This window comes from Oceanomicrobium pacificus, assembly GCF_009833495.1.
GTDB classification, from domain to species: Bacteria; Pseudomonadota; Alphaproteobacteria; order Rhodobacterales; family Rhodobacteraceae; genus Oceanomicrobium; species Oceanomicrobium pacificus.
The window spans coordinates 506,696-524,585 of sequence record NZ_WUWG01000001.1; the positions used below are offsets into that span (position 1 = coordinate 506,696).

Consider the following 17,890-nt stretch of genomic DNA (forward strand, 5'->3'; position numbering starts at 1 on the left):
CATGGGCGAACGGCCGGTCATCTTCTCCACCCACCTCCTGCATCCGCAGGTCACCGCCGCGCTGGAGGAGATCGGCCGCTACCGCGTCGCCGAACGCCCGACCCCCGAGGCCATCGCCCGCGACAGTGCGGGCGCCCAGTACATCGTCGTCCGCGCCCCGATCGCGCCCGAGATCATCGCCCGCGAGACCGGCTTGCGGGCGCTTGTCCGCCACGGCGCCGGTCTCGACATGATCCCGGTCGATGCGGCAACGGAGGCAGGCATCGTGGTTGCCAATGTGCCCGGTGCCAATGCGGTGACAGTGGCCGAACATGCGATCTGGTCCGCGCTGGCGCTTCTGCGGCGCTATCCGCAGGTCCATGCCGGTCTGCGGCGCGACGGGTGGGAGGCCGCCCGTCGCCATTCGGACGCCGGACGCGAACTGGCCGGGCGGACCATCGGAATTGTCGGCATGGGCAATATCGGGCGTGAACTTGCCCGCATTGCAGGTCAGGGGTTCGGGATGCAGGTGCTGAGCCACACGCGCAGTCCCGACAAGGTGCCCGACGGCGTCACTGCCTGTTCGCTGCCGGACCTGCTTGCGGCATCGGATGTGCTTGTGCTGGCCTGCCCGCTCAACGATGCGACGCGCGGCCTGATCGGCGCGGCGGAACTGGCCGCGATGCGCCCCGGGTCGGTGCTCGTCAACGTCTCCCGCGGGCCGGTGGTGGTGGAGGAAGCGCTCCTCTCCGCGCTCGACAGCGGCCATCTCGCGGGGGCCGCGCTCGACGTGTTCGACCGGCAGCCCCTGCCGCCGGATCACCCGCTCCTTGACCGCGACACGGTGATCCTCACGCCCCATATGGCGGGCATCACAGAGGAAAGCATGCTGCGCATGGGTCAGGGTGTCGTCGCTGAGATCCGGCGGCTCGAAGCCGGCGAACGGCCGGACAATCTGGTCAACCCAGACGTCTGGCCGCGCTACGCGGCCCGCCGCGACGTGCCGAAGGCTCAGCCATAGGCCAGATTTTCGCCGGTCGCCCGGTCGAAAAGCAGAACCTTGTCGGGACGCCAGCCCAGCCGCACGACCTCGTCGAGCGCCACATGGGTCTTGGCCGACACGGTCGCATGCAGCCGCGCCGGACCGATATCGAGCGTCAGGATCTTGATGACACCGTGATCCTCCACGTCGAAGACACGGGCCTCGAGCGGCGCGCCACCTTCCAGCACCAGATCTTCGGGCCGGATGCCGAGCGTCAGCGCGCGGCCGGCCTCCCCTTCCCCGACCGCGACCGGCAGATCGACCGGTTGCCCGTCGATCCGCGCACTGCCCGCGCCCATCGTGGCATGCATCAGGTTCATCTGCGGCGTGCCGACGCTGCGGGCGACGAACGTGTTGCGCGGGCGGGTATAGACCTCTGTCGGCGTGCCGACCTGTACAAGCTGCCCGTTGCGCAACACCCCGATCTTGTCGCCCATCGACATGGCTTCGACCTGATCGTGGGTCACATAAAGGAACGTCGCGCCGAGGTCGGCATGAAGGGCTTTCAACTCCACCCGCAGCGATTCGCGCAGCTTCGCATCGAGCGCGGACAGCGGCTCGTCCATCAGGAAGACCTGTGGCTCGCGCACGATGGCGCGCCCGATCGAGACACGCTGCATCTCGCCGCCGGACAGGCGTTCCACCTTGCGGTCGAGAAGCGGGGTGATCTGGAGCGTGCGGGCGGCTTTTTCGACCCGTGCCGCGATTTCATCCTCGGAAAATTTGCGGATCCGCGAGCGGAGCGGAAATTCGAGATTTCCCCGCACCGTCAGGCGCGGATAGAGCGAATATTGCTGGAGAACGAGCGCCACGTCGCGTTCCGCCGCATTGCGCCCGCCCACATCCTGGCCATTGATCGCGACCGTGCCGCTGTCGGGCTGCTCCAGCCCCGCGATGATCCGCAGCGTCGTCGTCTTGCCCGCGCCGGTGCGACCCAGCAGCACGAAGAACTCGCCATCGGCAATGTCGAGGTCGAGCCCGCGCAAGGCCCTGTTGCCCCCGAAGGACTTGGTGATTCCGCTGAGCGTGATGCTGGCCATCAGTGCGCCTCCCGCAGGGCCAGGCCCGTCTCATTGTCAAAGAAATGCGCCTCGCCCGTGTCGAGAGAGACCCAGACCGGCGCGCCTTCGGCGGCAACGAATCCGGCGGGCGTGCGGGCGCGGAGCCGCGCCTCCCCGATGCGCACATCGACGATATCATGGCTTCCGAGCGGTTCGATATTCGTCGTCACGCCGCCGAGCGCGCCCGCGCTCTCCTCATGCGACAGATGCACCGCCTCGGGGCGGATGCCGAGCGATACGCGCCCTGCGTCGCGCGGCACCGCAGACAGAAGGCCTTCATCAAAATGGAAGCCCGTGCCGTCGCCGGCCAGATGCACATGCGCCCCGTCGCCATTGGCGGACAGCTGCACCGGTTCGACATTCATCACCGGCGAGCCGACAAATTGCGCGACGAACAGGTTGGCCGGCCGCAGGTAGACCTCGTCGGGTGCGCCGATCTGCTGGAGGACGCCGTCATGCATGATGACGATCCGGTCGGCGAGCGACATGGCCTCGATCTGGTCATGGGTCACGTAGACGCTTGTGGAGTTGCGCGCCATGTGCAGCCGCTTGATCTCGGCGCGCATCTCCTCGCGGAGCTTGGCGTCCAGCGCACCGATCGGCTCGTCCATCAGAAGCGCCTTCGGCCGCCGCACCAGTGCCCGCCCGATCGCGACGCGCTGCATGTCTCCGCCCGAAAGGGCCGACGGGCGGCGGTCAAGAAGCGGCGTGATCCGCAGGACCTCGGCCACCTCGCGCACCTCGCGGTCGCGTTCCTCGGTGCTCATGCCCACCGCGCGGAGCGGAAAGGCGATATTCTCGTAGACCGTCATATGCGGATAGAGCGAGAAGGACTGGAAGACGAAGGCAATGTCGCGATCGGCGGCGCGGCGGTCCTGCACCTCCTCCCCGTCGATGGTGATCGTGCCCTCGGTCACGGTTTCCAGACCGGCAATGGCGCGCAGCGTGGTGGTCTTGCCGCAGCCCGATTGGCCCAGCATCACGATGAACTCGCCATCCTCGATCACGAGGTTCATGTCCTTGATGACCTGGTTCGGTCCGAAGAATTTCTGCACGTCGCGCAGCGCGATTTCAGCCATCAGACGATCCCCGACCGATTGTCCGGCCCCGTGTCGGGGGCATTTCCGTTGATTTCCAGCATGTCGATCGGTCCGTCGATCCCGTCATCATCATCCGCGTCGCCGTGATCGGCCTCCGGCTCCGGCGGGATGTGCATCACGATCAGGAAGCCGACGAGCCCGATCAGCGTGATCGTCAGCCCGTAGCGGTGCAGGAGCGAACTCCATGGCTGGCAGAGTGCCACGATCCCGAAGATCATCGTCCATTGCGCGAGCGGGACCAGATAGGCCTGGTTGATCTCCTTGAAGGTCATTTGCGGATCGCTCCGAAGGACATGCCGCGCAGAAGGTGGTTGCGCAGAAGGAAGGTGAAGATCGCGACCGGGATCAGGAAGAGCACCGTGCTGGCCGCGATGACGGTCCAGTCCGGCAGGCCCGATCCGATCTGCGAGGGGATGAAGGGCGGCGCGGTCTGGGCGTTGCGGTTCGTCATGATGAGCGCGAACGCATATTCGTTCCATGCGGTGATGAAACAGAAGACGGCCGTGGCGGCGATGCCGGTCATCGCCTCGGGCAGGACGATCTTGAAGAATGCCTGCATCCGCGTGTAGCCGTCGACAAGCGCCGCTTCCTCATATTCGCGGGGGATCTCGTCGATGAACCCTTTCATGATCCAGACCGAGAAGGAGAGGTTGAAGGCGGTGTAGAGAATGATCAGCCCCAGATGCGTGTCGTTGAGGCCGACAACACGATACATGAGGAACATGGGGATCGCGACCACGACCGGTGGCAGCATGCGGGTCGAGAGGATGAAGAAGAGCCAGTCATCCTTGCCCGCCACCTTGAAGCGCGAGAAGCCATAGGCCGTCAGCGTGCCCATCGAGACCGCGAAAATGGTCGAGACAACGGCGACGATCAGCGAGTTCATGAACCGCTGCCCGTAACCGGACGGCTTGACTTCTCCGGATGGGCTGCGGACGACCTTCTCGCCACCGTCAAGGACCAGCTGCTCCCACCAGGGTGCGGCCTCGTAGACCTCTTCCTCCACCGGGCCGCGCAGCTGGCTGCGCTTGACGAAGGTCTTCACATAGGGTGCGACCGTCGGCTCGAAGAGGATCGTGGGCGGCACGGTGGTCGCCAGATTGCGGGGTTTGAAGGAGGTGGAGGCGATCCAGTAAATCGGCGCCAGCATGATGAACAGCGCCACAAAGACCGCCACAACGGCGACCCGGTTCAGGAGGACCTCGCGCGGGGTGCGAACGGCCGACATCTCAGCGCTCCTTCACCTTGTTGAGATACTTGACGTAGATGTTGGTGATCGCCACCACCATCACGAGCACGATATAGGCGAAGGCCGAGCTCTTGCCGGTCTGCCATTCGAGGAAGGCCATCTTGTAGAGCCGGATGGAGATCAGCTCCGTCGTCGGCTGGCTGGCCATGATGTAAGCCAGATCGAAGGTCTTGAACGCTTCCATCGTGCGGAAAATGATCGCGATCATCAGGATCGGCAGCACCAGCGGCAGGGTGATGCGGAAGAACGTGTAGAACGGCCCGGCCCGGTCGATCTCGGCGGCCTCGTACAGGTGCTTCGGCACCGCGGACAGGCCGGCGAGCGACAGGAGCATCACGAAGGGCGACCACATCCAGATGTCGGTGATGGCAATCGCGTAAAGCGCCATGTCCGGATCGGCCAGCCATTCGAATTTGCCCAAGCCCAGCGCGTAGTTGATGATCCCGAAGCTCGGGTCGTAAAGCAGCTTCCAGAAAAGGCCCACGACCGCCATCGACAGCATCATCGGCAGAAGCAGAAGCGTGGTGATCAGGCCCTTCATCGGAATGTCGCGGTTGAGCAGCATCGCCAGGCCGAAGCCCACGATCACCTGCCCCGCGACCGACACGATCACATATTTTGCCGTGATGGTGAAATTCCGCCAGATGAACTCGTCGTTCAGAAGCTCGCGGTAATTCTGCAACCCGATGAATTTGGCCGGCGCATTGGTCGAGGCGCGGAAATCGGTGAAGGAATAGCCCAGCGAGTAGAGCAGCGGGAAGATGTTGAAGATGATCAGGAATGCGATCGTCGGGATGATGAAAAGGTTGCGGATCGTCAGATCGCTCCATCCGCGCGCAGCCGCCCGCGAATTGGGGTCGAGCCGGGTCATCACACTGTCCGTCACGGTGCCTGCTCCTGTCCGGGACTTGTCATTCTGGGGATGAAGGGGGCGGACCTGCCGCCCCCTTCAGTAGGTCGAGCCTGATTACTGGCGGCCGTAGCGCTGGAAGGTCTCGTTCCAGTCCGCAGCCAGCGCGTCGAGCGTTTCCTGCGCGGTGCCCTCGTCGCCCACGATGAACGGATAGAGCCGCTGGTTCGCTGCCGTCAGAAGCTCCGCGAATTCCGGCACGGCCCAGAAGTCCTTCACCTTGAACATGGTCTGGTAGAAGGCCTCGTTGTAAGGCGTGGCGTTGCGGAATTCCTCGCTCTCGAGCGTGGCGGCGTGTGCGGTGTAGCCGCCCAGTTCCGCCCAGCGCTTCTGCACGTCTTCCTGAATGAACCATTCAAGGAACTTGTAGCTCTCGTCGATATTGTCGGAGTAGCTGACGATCGAGATGCCCTGCCCGCCCAACGCGGCATGCTGTGCACCGGTCGGACCCGCCGGGTTGGCGAAGAAGCCGGTATTTTCCGCATGCGGGTTGGTGGCGGGGTTCAGAAGGGCCGGGAAGAAGGCGAAATAGTTCATCGACATGGCCGCAAGGCCCTCGGTGATCGCCTGGTTGTTTTCCACGAAGAAAGTTTTGGCCCAGCCCGGAGGTGTGAAGCTGTAAAGCTCCTTGTAGGCTTCGAGCGCGGCGACATTCTCGGCGGAGTTCAGGATACCGTCGACCTGGTAGGTCTCGAAGTCACCCAGTTCGCCGCCATAGGAGAAGATCGCGTTCTCCACACCCATGACGAGCGCGTCATAGCTGTTGTCGGTGTAGATCGCGACGCCGTAGCGGTCCTCGTCGGGACGGTGGAAGAACTCGGCAATGTCGCGCAGCTCGGCCCATGTCGTGGGCGCTGCAAGGTCGTAGCCGTACTTGTCCTTGAAGGCCGCCATCTCGTCGGGATCTTCGAACCAGTCCTTGCGATAGGACCAGCCGACAGCATCGCCCTCGGCAGGGATCGCCCAGAACTTGCCCGAGTTGCCCGGATATTCGGCGTAATATTTCACCGTCGCGGGGGCCATGATCTCCCCGACATTATGTTCGGCGAAGAAGTCGGTCAGGTCGACATAATGGCCGCCTTCGCTGGCCGCGCCGAGCCACTGGCTGTCGCCGACGATCATGTCATAGGCGGACCCGCGGGCGTTGAACTCGGTGAAGGCCTTGGTCTGGAAGTCCGACCAGGGCGTGGTTTCCACCGTTACCGAGATGCCGGTCTCGGCCTCATATTCGTTGACCAGTTCCTGAAGGAAGTTGGCAGGGTCCCATTCGGCCCAGAAAATTACGAGGTCTTCGGCCATAGCGGCGCTTGCGGACATTGCTGTCAGCGCGACACCGGCGGCCACCCCTTTGATCTTCGCATTCATTCCTCATCTCCTCCCGTTTCGACATGAAATGCCGAGAAACACCAAATCACTGTGCCACCTCTGATGCCGGGACATCCGGACATCGGGCTCTTTTCGGCTTCCGTGCCATATTTGGTAAGACCAGATTAAGCGTGCATCCGGACGACCTGTCAACGGATTCTTGACGCAGGGGAAACAGGGCGCAGCGCTTCGATTTGCCCATACATCGCCGTTTTTCGCATATGCACAAGGGCCTGCGCGCCTTTCACCTGATCTCGGACCGCTTGATCGAAGTTCAAAATTGATCGAAACTGGCCGGACCAGATTGGGAATCATCTCGTGACGATCAGCCAGAAGGAACCAGCCGCATGAGCCGGAGCAGTGCCTCTGATGTCTGGGTTGTGGGCACCGCCGACACGAAAGGCGCGGAAATGGCCTATGTGCGCGACCGGCTGGCGCGCGCCGGATGGGACGCGCAACTGGTCGATCTGTCCACCCGTTCTCATGACGGGCCGGCGGATATTGCGGCCGGGGACGTGGCAGCGCACCACCCGGACGGCGCGGCGGCAGTGTTCGGCGCGCCCGACCGCGGCGCGGCGGTCGGCGCGATGCAGCAGGCGTTCGAGGCCTATGTGCAGAAGAACGGCCCTCGCGTGGGCGGCGCGATCGGGCTCGGGGGCGGTGGCGGGACAGCCATGGTCTCGGCGGGATTCCGGCAGTTGGCCTATGGTGTCCCGAAACTCATCGTCTCGACCCTCGCGTCGGGCAATGTCGCGCCCTATGTCGGCATGTCCGACATCGCGATGCTGCCCTCCGTCACCGACATTTCCGGCCTGAACCGGCTGACACGCACGATTCTCGCCAATGGCGCGGGCGCGCTGGCTGGCATGCTCGCGGCTCCCGAACCGCGGGCCGACGATACGGACCGCCCGACAGTCGGCCTGTCGATGTTCGGTGTCACGACCGAGGCCGTGACATCCATCGCCGCCGGCCTCGGCGAGGCGGCGGAACCGATGATCTTCCATGCCACCGGCACCGGCGGCCAGATCATGGAACGGCTGGTGCGCGACGGCCAGATCGACGCGCTCATCGACATCACGACGACCGAGATCGCGGACCTGCTCGTCGGCGGCGTGCTGCCCGCCCTGCCCGACCGGCTCGACGTGGTGGCGCAGACGGGCATCCCCTATATCGGCTCGCTCGGGGCGTGCGACATGGTGAATTTCGCCGCGCAGGAGACGGTTCCGGAACGGTTCAGCGCGCGCCGCTTCCACGTTCACAATTCCAATGTGACGCTGATGCGCACGACGCCGGCCGAATGCGACCGGATCGGGTCCTGGATCGCGCAGAAGCTCAATGCCTGCGACGGGCCGGTCCGGTTCCTGATCCCGCAGAACGGCGTCTCGGCGCTCGACGTGGAGGGCGGGCCCTTCTCCGACCCCGCTGCCGACGAGGCGCTCTTTACCGCCGTCCTGCGCAGTGTGGAGCAGACCGACAATCGCCGTGTGGCAGTCCTGCCCTGCCACATCAACGACCCGGACTTCGCCGCAGCCGCCCTTGCCGCCTATCACGAGATCACAGGGAGCCAGACCTGATGCCCGCCATTCCCAGAGCCGAGATACTGTCCCGCCTGACCGCGATCATCGACGCCGGCCGCCCGATCATCGGTGGCGGCGCCGGCACCGGCCTGTCCGCCAAATCGGAAGAAGCCGGCGGGATCGACCTGATCATCATTTACAATTCCGGCCGCTACCGGATGGCCGGACGCGGCTCGGCCGCCGGGCTGCTCGCCTATGGCAATGCCAACGAGATCGTCCGCGAAATGGCGGTCGAGGTCCTGCCGGTGGTCCGCGACACGCCGGTTCTGGCCGGGGTGAACGGCACGGACCCGTTCGTGCTGATGCCGCAGTTCCTGTCCGAGTTGAAGGCGATGGGATTCTCGGGCATCCAGAACTTTCCCACGATCGGGCTCTTTGACGGCACGATGCGGCAGAGCTTCGAGGAAACCGGCATGGGCTACGGGCTGGAGGTCGACATGATCGCGGAAGCCCACCGGCAGGACCTGTTGACCTCTCCTTACGTGTTCAACCCCGAGGAGGCCCGCGCGATGACCGGCGCCGGAGCGGATATTGTCGTCGCACATATGGGTGTGACCACGGGGGGCGCGATCGGCGCCACGTCGGCCAAGAGTTTGGACGATTGCGTGGCCGAGATCGACGCCATTGCCGCCGCCGCGCGCGAGGTGCGCCCCGATGTGATCATCCTGTGCCACGGCGGGCCGATCTCCATGCCCGAGGACGCGGCCCATGTGCTGCGCCATTGCGACCGGTGCCACGGGTTCTACGGCGCCAGTTCCGCCGAACGCCTGCCCGCAGAGGTGGCGATCCGCGACCAGATCCGAGCTTTCAAGTCGATCACGACGGACGGCTCGTGACCGGCCCAAGTCCACAGGAGGACAGACCATGCCCGACACAGACCGCTATTTCCACTACCCCGAGGATGTCGACAATTTCGGCTTCGACTGGGGGCGGCTCGCGCTGACCGTCGCGCCGGAGGTGAACGGCGCCACCCAGTTTTCCGCAGGTGTGGTCACCGTACCGCCCGGACAGGGCCATGCGCGCCACAACCATCCCGGCGCGGAGGAGATCATCTTCATCCTCGAAGGGCGCGGCGAACAGATGGTAGAGGACGAGACCGGCACGCCCGTCACGCGGGAGGTCGGTCCGGGCTGTTCGGTCTTCGTGCCCGAAAGCCGCTTCCATTCCACGCTCAATACTGGCGACGAGACAATGCGGATTTTCCTTGTCTATGCGCCTGCCGGGCCGGAGCTCGCATTGCGCGACCTGCCCGACTTCCACATCATTCCCGCCGCCGACCTGACATGAAGAGGCCCATCCGATGAGACCCTTGCACGCCAGCAGCGCCGACGCGCTCGTCTATGATTTCGACCATCTCGACCGGTTGATGGAGGAAGCCGGTATCGACGTGCTTCTGGCCACGTCCAAGCACAATGTCCGCTACCTGCTCGGCGGGTACCAGTTCATCTTCTTCTCCGCGATGGATGCCATCGGGCACAGCCGCTACATGCCGGTCTTCGCCTATGTGCGCGGCCAGTCGGACAAGACCGGTTATGTCGCCAACAAGATGGAGGGTGGGGAACATCAGAACCATCCGTTCTGGGTGCCGCATTTCCTGCCCGTGGCCTGGGGTTCGGTTGATGCGATGGGCGCGGCGATCGGCCATCTGAAGGCGCAGGGCGTGGCGCCGTCCGCGATCGGCGTCGAGCCGCCCTTCCTGCCGTCCGATGCGGGCGCCACATTGCGAGATGCATTCCCCGACGCGCGGATTGCCGATGCGACCCATGTTCTGGAACGGCTGCGGGCCCGCAAGAGCCCCGGGGAACTGGCGCTCCTGCGTGAGGCAACGGAGCGGATTTCGGCCTCGATGCAGGCCACGATCCGCGGCGCGGGTGCGGGCGACAGCAAATACCAGATCATCGAACGGCTGCGTCAGGAGGAAACCAGCCGCGAACTGATGTTCGAATATTGCCTGCTGACGCTCGGCGCGAGCCACAACCGCGCCGCCGGCCCGCAGACATGGGCCGAGGGAGAGGTGCTGTCGATCGATTCCGGCGGCAACCTGCACGGCTATATCGGGGATATCTGCCGCATGGGCGTGCTGGGCGAGCCGGATGCCGAACTGCAGGACCTGCTCGACGAGGTCGAGAGCACGCAGCAGGCGGCCTTCTCGAAAATCCGCGCCGGCGCCAGCGGAGGCGAGGCCATCGCCTTTGCAACCGACCATATGGCCAGCCAGCCCAATGCCAACTCGACCGATTTCTTCGCCCACGGGATGGGGCTCATTTCGCACGAGGCGCCCTTCCTGATGACCAACCATCCGGTCGCCTATGAAGGCACGGATGCCGACAGGCCGCTTGAAGCCGGGATGGTCCTGTCGGTGGAAACGACCATGCTCCACCCGACGCGCGGTTTCATAAAGCTGGAAGATACGCTCGCGGTCACCGAAGATGGGTTCGAACTGTTCGGCGCCGAAGGGCGCGGATGGACCGTCAGCGAACCGGCGTGACCGGCGGGAGGCAGCACAGATGACCGACATACTCATCCGCAACGCCATGATCTTCGACGGCAGCGGCGACGCGCCGTTCCGTGGCCATGTGCGGGTCTCGGGCAACCGGATTGCGGCCGTGATGCGGGGCACGGATGAGGTGCCGCAGGAAGGTGCGCAGGTGATCGACGCCGATGGCGCGTTTCTGATGCCGGGCCTGATCGAAGGGCACGGCCATATCAGTTTTATCGATCAGGCCGACCTGATGGACCTGGCCGTGATCGGTGTGGAAGAACACACGCTCGCGACCATGCACAATGCCCGCAAGTTGCTGGAGGCCGGATTTACCAGCGTGAACAGCGCGGCATCCGCCAAGGTGCGGCTCGATGCGGTGATCCGCGACGAGATCGAGGCCAGGCGCATCCCCGGCCCGCGGCTCCGCGCCGCCAGCCCCGAGATCACCGTGACAAGCGGCCTTGGCGATGCCAACCGGATGCATGTGAAGCTCCATACGTTCGGGCTGGTGGTCGACGGCGTGGACGAGGTCGTCTCGACGGTCCGCATGTGCATCCGCGAGGGGGTGGACAATATCAAGCTCAACATCTCGGGCGACGTGTTCATGCCCAACGCGGACAGTTTTTCGACAGTCATGGCGGACCCGGAGGTGCGCGCAGCGGTGGAGACGGCCCATGCCCACGGCAAGCGGGTCGCCGCCCATTGCCGCGCGGCGGATTCGGTCAAGCGCGCCGTGCGCAACCGGGTCGACATGATCTACCATTGCGACCATGCGGACGAAGAGGCGCTCGACATGCTGGAGGAGGCCCGCGACTGGGTGCTGACCGGCCCGGCCATCGGCGTCATCATCAAGTCGCTGGAGATGCTGAAGGCTGCCGACGATCCTGCCCTGCAACCGCAGATCGACGAGTTGCAGACCCTCTATGACGACAATTGCTGGACCCATGGCGAGATGATGAAACGCGGCATACCGATCGTGGTCGGCGGCGACTACGGCTTCTCGGTCAACCCCCAGGGCACCAATGCCAATGATCTGGAGCATTTCGTGAAACATTACGGGTTCTCGGAAGCGCAGACGCTGCATTGCGCGACGATGATCGGCGCCCGTGCGATGGATATGGCCGACAGTATCGGTCAGGTGCGCGAGGGCTTTCTGGCCGACCTGCTGCTCATCGACGGGGACCCGTTGTCAGACATCACGCTCTTTCAGGACAAGTCGAAGCTCACCATGATCATGAAGGACGGGCTGATCCACGCGACCGGCAACGGGCAGACCGCCGAAGCGGGCGGCCGGTCATGGCTGGCCGCGCAATGAGCGGGTTTCGCGATCTTGTCGCCGCTGATGGTCTGAAACTCGGCACCTATATCGGCGAGTTTGCCACGCCCGGGATCGGGGACATCCTTGCCGCGACGGGCTGCGAATTCGTCTTCGTCGACATGGAACATAGCGGCTTCACCTTCGAGACGGCGGCGCAGGTCCTGCGGAACCTGCACGGGGCCGGGCTTGCGACCATGCTGCGGGTGCCGTCGGGCAGCCAGGAAAACCTGCAGCGCGCTGCGGATATCGGCGCGCAAGGCGTGATCGTGCCGATGGTCGGCTCGGCGGCGGAGGCCGCGCGGTCGGTCGCCGGGATCAAATACCCGCCCGAGGGCCGGCGCGGCGTCGCGCTCGGACTGGCCCATGACGATTACCGCGCCGCGCCCGTGGCGGACGCGCTGGCCGCGGCCAACGCGAAAACCGGTCTGGTCGCGCTCATCGAAACGGCCGAGGGTGTCGCAGCCTGCGAGGATATTGCCGCGACCGCGGGTCTCGACGCGATCTGGATCGGGCATCTCGACCTTAGCACATCGCTCGGCTGTCCGGGCGCCTTTGACGACCCGGCCTTCACGGGCGCGGTCGACCGGATCATGGCCGCCGCCCAGGCTGCAGGCGTGCCCGTGGGCCGCTTGGTCGGCAGCGCGGAAGAAGCCGCCGCCGTGCATGCGCAGGGCTGCAAGTTGGTCGCCTATCTGGGCGATATCTGGCTCCTGCAGAAGGCGCTTCGGGACGGGTTCGCAGCGATCCGCGCGGCCACCGCGACCTGAAACATCCACCGGTTTCGGAACGATCCGCCGACTCGCCTGTTGAAATAGGAGAGAAGTTGGCCATGCTGAGAGAATGACAGAATTTTTTGACGAGATGACCGCACCGGACGGGACGCTCCGCGCGCCCTACCGGGAAATCGGCCGTTGGTTCGGCGAGGAAGATGTGGCGCGGTTGCGCGCCAAGCAGCGCGAGGCGGAGGAGGTGTTCCGGCTCTCCGGCATCACCTTCAACGTCTATGGCAAGGCAGAGGCCGAAGAACGGCTGATCCCGTTCGACATCATCCCGCGCATCATCTCGCATCGCGAGTGGCAGAAACTGTCGCGCGGGATCGAGCAGCGGGTGCAGGCGATCAACGCCTTCCTCTATGACATTTACCACCGGCAAGAGATCATCCGCGCGGGCCGTGTTCCGGCCGAGATGATCGCCCGCAACGAGGCGTTTCTGCCGCAAATGCTCGGCGTTGCCCCGCCGGGTGACATTTACACGCATATCGTAGGCATCGACCTTGTGCGGACTGGACCGGACGAGTTCTACGTGCTGGAGGACAATGCCCGCACGCCGTCCGGTGTCAGCTACATGCTGGAGAACCGCGAGACGATGCTGAAGATGTTCCCCGAACTGTTCAGCGCCACGAAGGTGCAGGCCGTGTCGGATTATCCGCGCAACCTGCACCGGTCGCTTGCGGCTTCCGCGCCGGCCATGACCGAAGGCGATCCGACGGTCGCTGTGCTGACACCCGGCATCTACAATTCCGCCTATTACGAACATTCCTTCCTTGCCGACCAGATGGGCGTGGAACTGGTGGAAGGGCATGACCTGCGGGTGACGGGCGGGCGGGTCTGCATGCGCACGACGCAGGGCTACAAGCCGATCGACGTGCTCTACCGGCGCGTCGATGACGAATTTCTCGATCCGCTAAACTTCAATCCCGACAGCGCGCTCGGCGTGCCGGGCATTTTCGACGTCTACCGCGCGGGCGGGATCACGATCGCCAATGCGCCGGGCACCGGGATCGCCGACGACAAGGCGATCTACTCCTATCTGCCCGACATCGTGGAATTCTATTCCGGCGAGAAGGCGATCCTTCAGAATGTGCCGACATGGCGCTGCGCGGATCCGGACTCGCTGGCCTATGTGCTCGACAACCTGACCGAACTGGTGGTCAAGGAAGTGCACGGGTCCGGCGGCTACGGCATGCTGATCGGCCCGGCCGCCAGCAAGCGGGAAATCGCGGCCTTCCGCGCCAAGCTGAAGGCGCGGCCCGGCAATTACATTGCCCAGCCGACGCTGGCACTGTCTACGGTGCCGATCTTCACCCGGTCCGGGCTGGCCCCGCGCCATGTCGACCTGCGCCCCTTCGTGCTCGTCTCGCCCGAGGGCGTGAAGATCACACCGGGCGGCCTGTCGCGGGTCGCGCTCAAGAAGGGCTCGCTTGTCGTCAATTCGAGCCAGGGCGGCGGAACCAAGGACACATGGGTGCTGGAGGACTGAGCGATGCTGGGCAAGACAGCCGGAGGGCTTTTCTGGATGGCGCGCTATCTCGAGCGGGCCGAAAACACGACGCGGCTTCTGGAAACGGGCCAGCGTATGGCGCTGACACGCGCGAATGACAGTGACGAGGAATGGGGGTCGGTGCTGCAGACCGCCGGCGCGCTTCAGGGCTACACGGCCCGCCATGGCGAGGTCACCAAGGATCATGCGATTGACTGGCTCTTGCGCGATCCGGCCAACGGCTCGTCGGTCCGCGCCTCGATCAAGCAGGCGCGGGACAATGCGCGTCTGGTGCGCACGGCGCTGACCTACGAGGTGTGGAGCGCGGTCAATTCCGCCTGGATGCGGATCGATGCGGCCCTTGCGCACAAGGTCGGCGAACGCGACCTGCCCGCGGTGCTGGAATTGGTGCGCGAACATTCGACGCTGGTGCGCGGCGCAACCATCAACAGCATGCTCCGCAACGATATTTACGATTTCCTGCGGCTGGGCAATTTCATCGAACGGGCCGACAATATGGGCCGCATCCTCGACGTGAAATATTATGTGCTGCTGCCGACGGCCTTCTCCGTCGGATCGTCGCTCGACAATGTGCAATGGGAAGTGATCCTGCGCTCGGTCGGGGCCGGTGGCGGCTACCGGATGACCCACGGGCAGCGCACCACCCCGCGCCAGATCGCGGAGTTCCTGATCCTTGATGAGCGGATGCCGCGCAGCCTCAGCTTCTGCTGCCGCTCAATTGTCGAAAATCTGGGCTACCTGACGAAGGATTACGGGCAAGAACCGCCCTCGGCCGGGCTTGCGACCGCGCTCTACGAGCGGTTCCAGGGCCAGTCGATCGACGCGATCTTCGAGCGCGGCCTGCACGAATATATCGAGGAGTTCCTCTCCGATCTGGGCCAGCTCGGCCGCCAGATCGAAGTGGATTACCGTTTCTATGAGTGATCCCATGCAACTGCGCATCCGCCACGTGACCCGCTATGATTTCGACGCGCCTGTGCCGTTCGGCCTGCAACAGCTGCGCAAGACGCCGAAAAGTTTCCGCAACCAGAAGGTGCTGGAATGGACGACGGAGGTCACCGGCGGCCGGAAGGAACTGGCGTTCGAGGATTGCCACCGCAACACGGTGGAACTGGTCAGTTTCGAACCGAACACCGACCATGTGGAGCTTGTCTCCTCCGGCATCGTGGAAATTGCGGACACGTCGGGCATCGTCGGCCCGCATGAAGGTGCCGTGCCGCTCTGGCTCTTCGACCGCGAAACCGACCGGACGGCGGCCGGTGCCGGTGTGAAGGCGCTCCTGCGCGACCTGCCCGAAGGCGAGACGCTCGACCGCCTGCATGCGCTGTCGCACCTCATCCACGAGGCCGTAACCTACGAGACCGGTGCCTCAGACCCGGACTGGACGGCGGAGGATGCGCTGAAAGCCGGTCGCGGCGTCTGTCAGGACCATGCCCATGTGTTTATCAGCGCTGCGCGCGCGCTCGGCTGCCCCGCGCGCTACGTGTCGGGCTATCTGATGATGAACGACCGCGAGGTGCAGGAGGCCACCCACGCCTGGGCCGAGACCCATGTTGACGGGATCGGTTGGGTCGGGTTCGACGTGTCGAACGGCATTTCACCCGATGCCCGCTACGTCCGCGTCGCAACAGGGCTGGACTATGGCGAGGCCGCACCGATAATAGGCAGCCGGACCGGCACCGCGGGCGAAGACCTGTCGGTGCGGCTCGAGGTGTCGCAGCAGTAACGGAACCCTTCGAATGACCTATGCAGTCGGGATGCGGCTCAACCGCGGTCTGGTCTTCATGTCGGACACGCGCACCAATGCGGGCGTAGACAACATCTCGACCTTCGGGAAGATGTTTTCCTGGAACGTGCCGGGGGACCGGACAATGACGCTGTTGACGGCGGGCAACCTCGCGACGACGCAGGCCTGCGTCAGTATGCTTGCGGAACGCACCAAGGCCCCAGCCGAACGGGCGCCGTCGATCCTCGAGGCGCCGACAATGTTCCAGGCGGCACGGATCATAGCCCAGACCCTGAAGGAAGTGATCGACGAGAATGCCGCCACCGGCCAGCGGGCGGACAGCGCCTTTCACGCAACGCTCGTCTTCGGCGGCCAGATCAAGGGCGGTCCGTCGCGGCTCTTCCTGATCTATCCGGAGGGCAATTTCATCGAGGTCGGACTGGAGACGCCCTTCTTCCAGATCGGTGAGACCAAATATGGCCGCCCGATCCTCGTGCGGGCCTTCGACCCGGACATGAGCGTAGCGCAGGCGGTGAAACTCCTGCTCGTCAGCTTCGACAGCACGATCAAGGCCAACCTGTCGGTGGGCGCGCCGCTCGACCTGATGGTCTATGAGGAGGACAGCCTGTCCGAGGGGCACCGAATGCGGTTCGAGGCGGACGATCCCTATCTCGCGACCATATCGGCCACATGGGGCGACGCGCTCAAGTCCGCGCTCGACCAGTTGCCGGATCTCGAAATCGACACCTGACCCTTCCGGATCAGAAATTGACCTGATCGTCGCCTTTCAGCCCAAGCATGTCGCGGGCCTCGTCCGGCGTGGCCATCACATGGCCGACGCCCGACAGGATCGACGCGACCGCTGCCACTTGTTCGGCGGATGATCTGGCCATCCGGCCGGGACCGGCCCAGAGCGAATCCTCCAGCCCGACGCGGATATGCCCGCCCATCGCGGCTGACATGGCCGCCAGCGGCAATTGGTGCGCACCCGCGCCGAGCACCGACCAGAGGTAGCGGTCGCCGAAGAGCCGGTCGGCCGTGCGCCGCATCATCTGCACATCCTCGGCATGGGCGCCGATCCCGCCCAACAGCCCGAAGACGGATTGCACGAAGAAAGGTGGGGTCAGCCCTTCGCCGGCGATCATATGGTGCAGCGTATAGAGGTGACCGATATCGTAGCATTCGCATTCGAACCGCGTGCCACCAGCCCCGACGGTGTTCAGGATCGTGGCAATGTCGGCAAAGCTGTTGCGGAAGACAAGGCTGCGGGACTTTTCCAGATGCTCGCGCTCCCACGCCTGTGACAGGTCGCGGTAGCGAGCCAGCATCGGATAGAGGCCGAAATTCATCGACCCCATGTTGAGCGATGCCAGTTCAGGCGCGAAATGGCGGGCCGGCGCGGTGCGCTCCTCTACCGTCATGTAGGGGCTGCCGCCGGTGGTGATGTTGATGACCGCACCGGTTTCCTTCAGCGCAGGCAGGATCGCCTGGAAGGCCGCCACCGACTGGTCGGGCGCGCCCGTGTCGGAGTTGCGCGCGTGCAGGTGCAGGATGGCCGCGCCGGCTTCGACCGCGCGCCGGCCCTCCGCGATGATCTGCGCCGGCGTTACCGGCAGATGCGGCGACATGGACGGCGTGTGGATGGCGCCGGTCAGCGCGCAACTGACGATGACCTTGCGCGGGTCAGCCACGGCTGGCGCCGTCCCGCTGCGCGTCCGGTCCGATGGTCATTCCTTTCCTGCCCGTCAATCTGGTCATGGCATTCCCTCCGATCCTGCCCGAGCCTGCGGGCTGTTTCCTT

At 64.7% G+C, this 17,890-nt stretch carries 18 protein-coding genes; 11 read left to right on the top strand and 7 right to left on the bottom strand.

What is annotated here, in order from left to right:
- Position 1 precedes the first annotated feature (1 nt).
- Positions 2-1,000: an NAD(P)-dependent oxidoreductase gene (locus tag GSH16_RS02590; RefSeq protein ID WP_160851559.1), complete on the top strand. Its 999-nt coding sequence runs from the start codon at positions 2-4 to the stop codon at positions 998-1,000.
- Here GSH16_RS02590 and GSH16_RS02595 read toward each other — a convergent pair.
- The 6 genes from GSH16_RS02595 to GSH16_RS02620 all read right to left on the bottom strand — a co-directional run bounded on the left by GSH16_RS02595 (position 991) and on the right by GSH16_RS02620 (position 6,706).
- On the bottom strand, positions 991-2,061 hold the full coding sequence (locus GSH16_RS02595; RefSeq protein WP_160851561.1) for an ABC transporter ATP-binding protein: 1,071 nt from the start codon (positions 2,059-2,061) through the stop codon (positions 991-993). The two genes, GSH16_RS02590 and GSH16_RS02595, sit on opposite strands and share 10 nt — an antisense overlap.
- Entirely contained in the window at positions 2,061-3,161 is a 1,101-nt protein-coding gene (locus GSH16_RS02600) for an ABC transporter ATP-binding protein (protein WP_160851563.1), read from the bottom strand. Before GSH16_RS02600 ends, GSH16_RS02595 begins: the two co-directional genes overlap by 1 nt.
- A complete protein-coding gene (locus GSH16_RS15755; protein ID WP_205523942.1) occupies positions 3,161-3,454 on the bottom strand; it encodes a hypothetical protein in 294 nt (97 codons plus the stop codon). The genes GSH16_RS02600 and GSH16_RS15755 overlap by 1 nt, the downstream gene beginning before the upstream one ends.
- Complete coding sequence (locus GSH16_RS02610; RefSeq protein ID WP_160851565.1) at positions 3,451-4,410, bottom strand: carbohydrate ABC transporter permease; 960 nt, start codon at positions 4,408-4,410, stop codon at positions 3,451-3,453. Before GSH16_RS02610 ends, GSH16_RS15755 begins: the two co-directional genes overlap by 4 nt.
- 1 nt (position 4,411) lies before the next feature.
- Positions 4,412-5,317: a carbohydrate ABC transporter permease gene (locus GSH16_RS15970; RefSeq protein ID WP_160851568.1), complete on the bottom strand. Its 906-nt coding sequence runs from the start codon at positions 5,315-5,317 to the stop codon at positions 4,412-4,414.
- 81 nt (positions 5,318-5,398) lie between these two features.
- Positions 5,399-6,706 (bottom strand): ABC transporter substrate-binding protein, encoded by a 1,308-nt coding sequence (locus GSH16_RS02620; protein ID WP_160851570.1) that lies wholly within the window; start codon positions 6,704-6,706, stop codon positions 5,399-5,401.
- 347 nt (positions 6,707-7,053) lie between these two features.
- Between GSH16_RS02620 and GSH16_RS02625 the strand changes: the two genes are divergently transcribed.
- The 10 genes from GSH16_RS02625 (at position 7,054) to GSH16_RS02670 (ending at position 16,840) form a co-directional block, all read left to right on the top strand.
- The gene (locus tag GSH16_RS02625) at positions 7,054-8,280 is read left to right on the top strand and encodes a Tm-1-like ATP-binding domain-containing protein (RefSeq protein WP_160851572.1); all 1,227 of its coding nucleotides are present in this window, start codon (positions 7,054-7,056) and stop codon (positions 8,278-8,280) included.
- Positions 8,280-9,119, top strand: a complete 840-nt coding sequence (locus GSH16_RS02630) for a phosphoenolpyruvate hydrolase family protein (RefSeq protein WP_160851574.1) — start codon at positions 8,280-8,282, stop codon at positions 9,117-9,119. The genes GSH16_RS02625 and GSH16_RS02630 overlap by 1 nt, the downstream gene beginning before the upstream one ends.
- A 28-nt stretch (positions 9,120-9,147) precedes the next feature.
- A complete protein-coding gene (locus GSH16_RS02635; RefSeq protein WP_160851576.1) occupies positions 9,148-9,570 on the top strand; it encodes a cupin domain-containing protein in 423 nt (140 codons plus the stop codon).
- Between the two features lie 13 nt (positions 9,571-9,583).
- Positions 9,584-10,771, top strand: coding sequence for a M24 family metallopeptidase (locus GSH16_RS02640; protein ID WP_160851579.1), 1,188 nt, complete (start codon positions 9,584-9,586; stop codon positions 10,769-10,771).
- A gap of 19 nt (positions 10,772-10,790) precedes the next feature.
- On the top strand, positions 10,791-12,080 hold the full coding sequence (locus GSH16_RS02645; RefSeq protein WP_160851581.1) for a metal-dependent hydrolase family protein: 1,290 nt from the start codon (positions 10,791-10,793) through the stop codon (positions 12,078-12,080).
- Positions 12,062-12,850: an HpcH/HpaI aldolase family protein gene (locus GSH16_RS02650; RefSeq protein ID WP_160851583.1), complete on the top strand. Its 789-nt coding sequence runs from the start codon at positions 12,062-12,064 to the stop codon at positions 12,848-12,850. Before GSH16_RS02645 ends, GSH16_RS02650 begins: the two co-directional genes overlap by 19 nt.
- Before the next feature lie 73 nt (positions 12,851-12,923).
- Positions 12,924-14,342, top strand: a complete 1,419-nt coding sequence (locus tag GSH16_RS02655; RefSeq protein ID WP_160851585.1) for a circularly permuted type 2 ATP-grasp protein — start codon at positions 12,924-12,926, stop codon at positions 14,340-14,342.
- Between the two features lie 3 nt (positions 14,343-14,345).
- Positions 14,346-15,287 (top strand): alpha-E domain-containing protein, encoded by a 942-nt coding sequence (locus tag GSH16_RS02660; protein WP_160851588.1) that lies wholly within the window; start codon positions 14,346-14,348, stop codon positions 15,285-15,287.
- The gene (locus tag GSH16_RS02665) at positions 15,280-16,089 is read left to right on the top strand and encodes a transglutaminase family protein (protein ID WP_328803145.1); all 810 of its coding nucleotides are present in this window, start codon (positions 15,280-15,282) and stop codon (positions 16,087-16,089) included. Before GSH16_RS02660 ends, GSH16_RS02665 begins: the two co-directional genes overlap by 8 nt.
- 13 nt (positions 16,090-16,102) lie before the next feature.
- Complete coding sequence (locus tag GSH16_RS02670; protein ID WP_160851590.1) at positions 16,103-16,840, top strand: proteasome-type protease; 738 nt, start codon at positions 16,103-16,105, stop codon at positions 16,838-16,840.
- Positions 16,841-16,850: 10 nt separating this feature from the next.
- Here the strand turns inward: GSH16_RS02670 and GSH16_RS02675 are convergent, their stop codons facing one another.
- Positions 16,851-17,780, bottom strand: a complete 930-nt coding sequence (locus GSH16_RS02675; protein ID WP_160851592.1) for a BKACE family enzyme — start codon at positions 17,778-17,780, stop codon at positions 16,851-16,853.
- Positions 17,781-17,890: the final 110 nt, after the last annotated feature.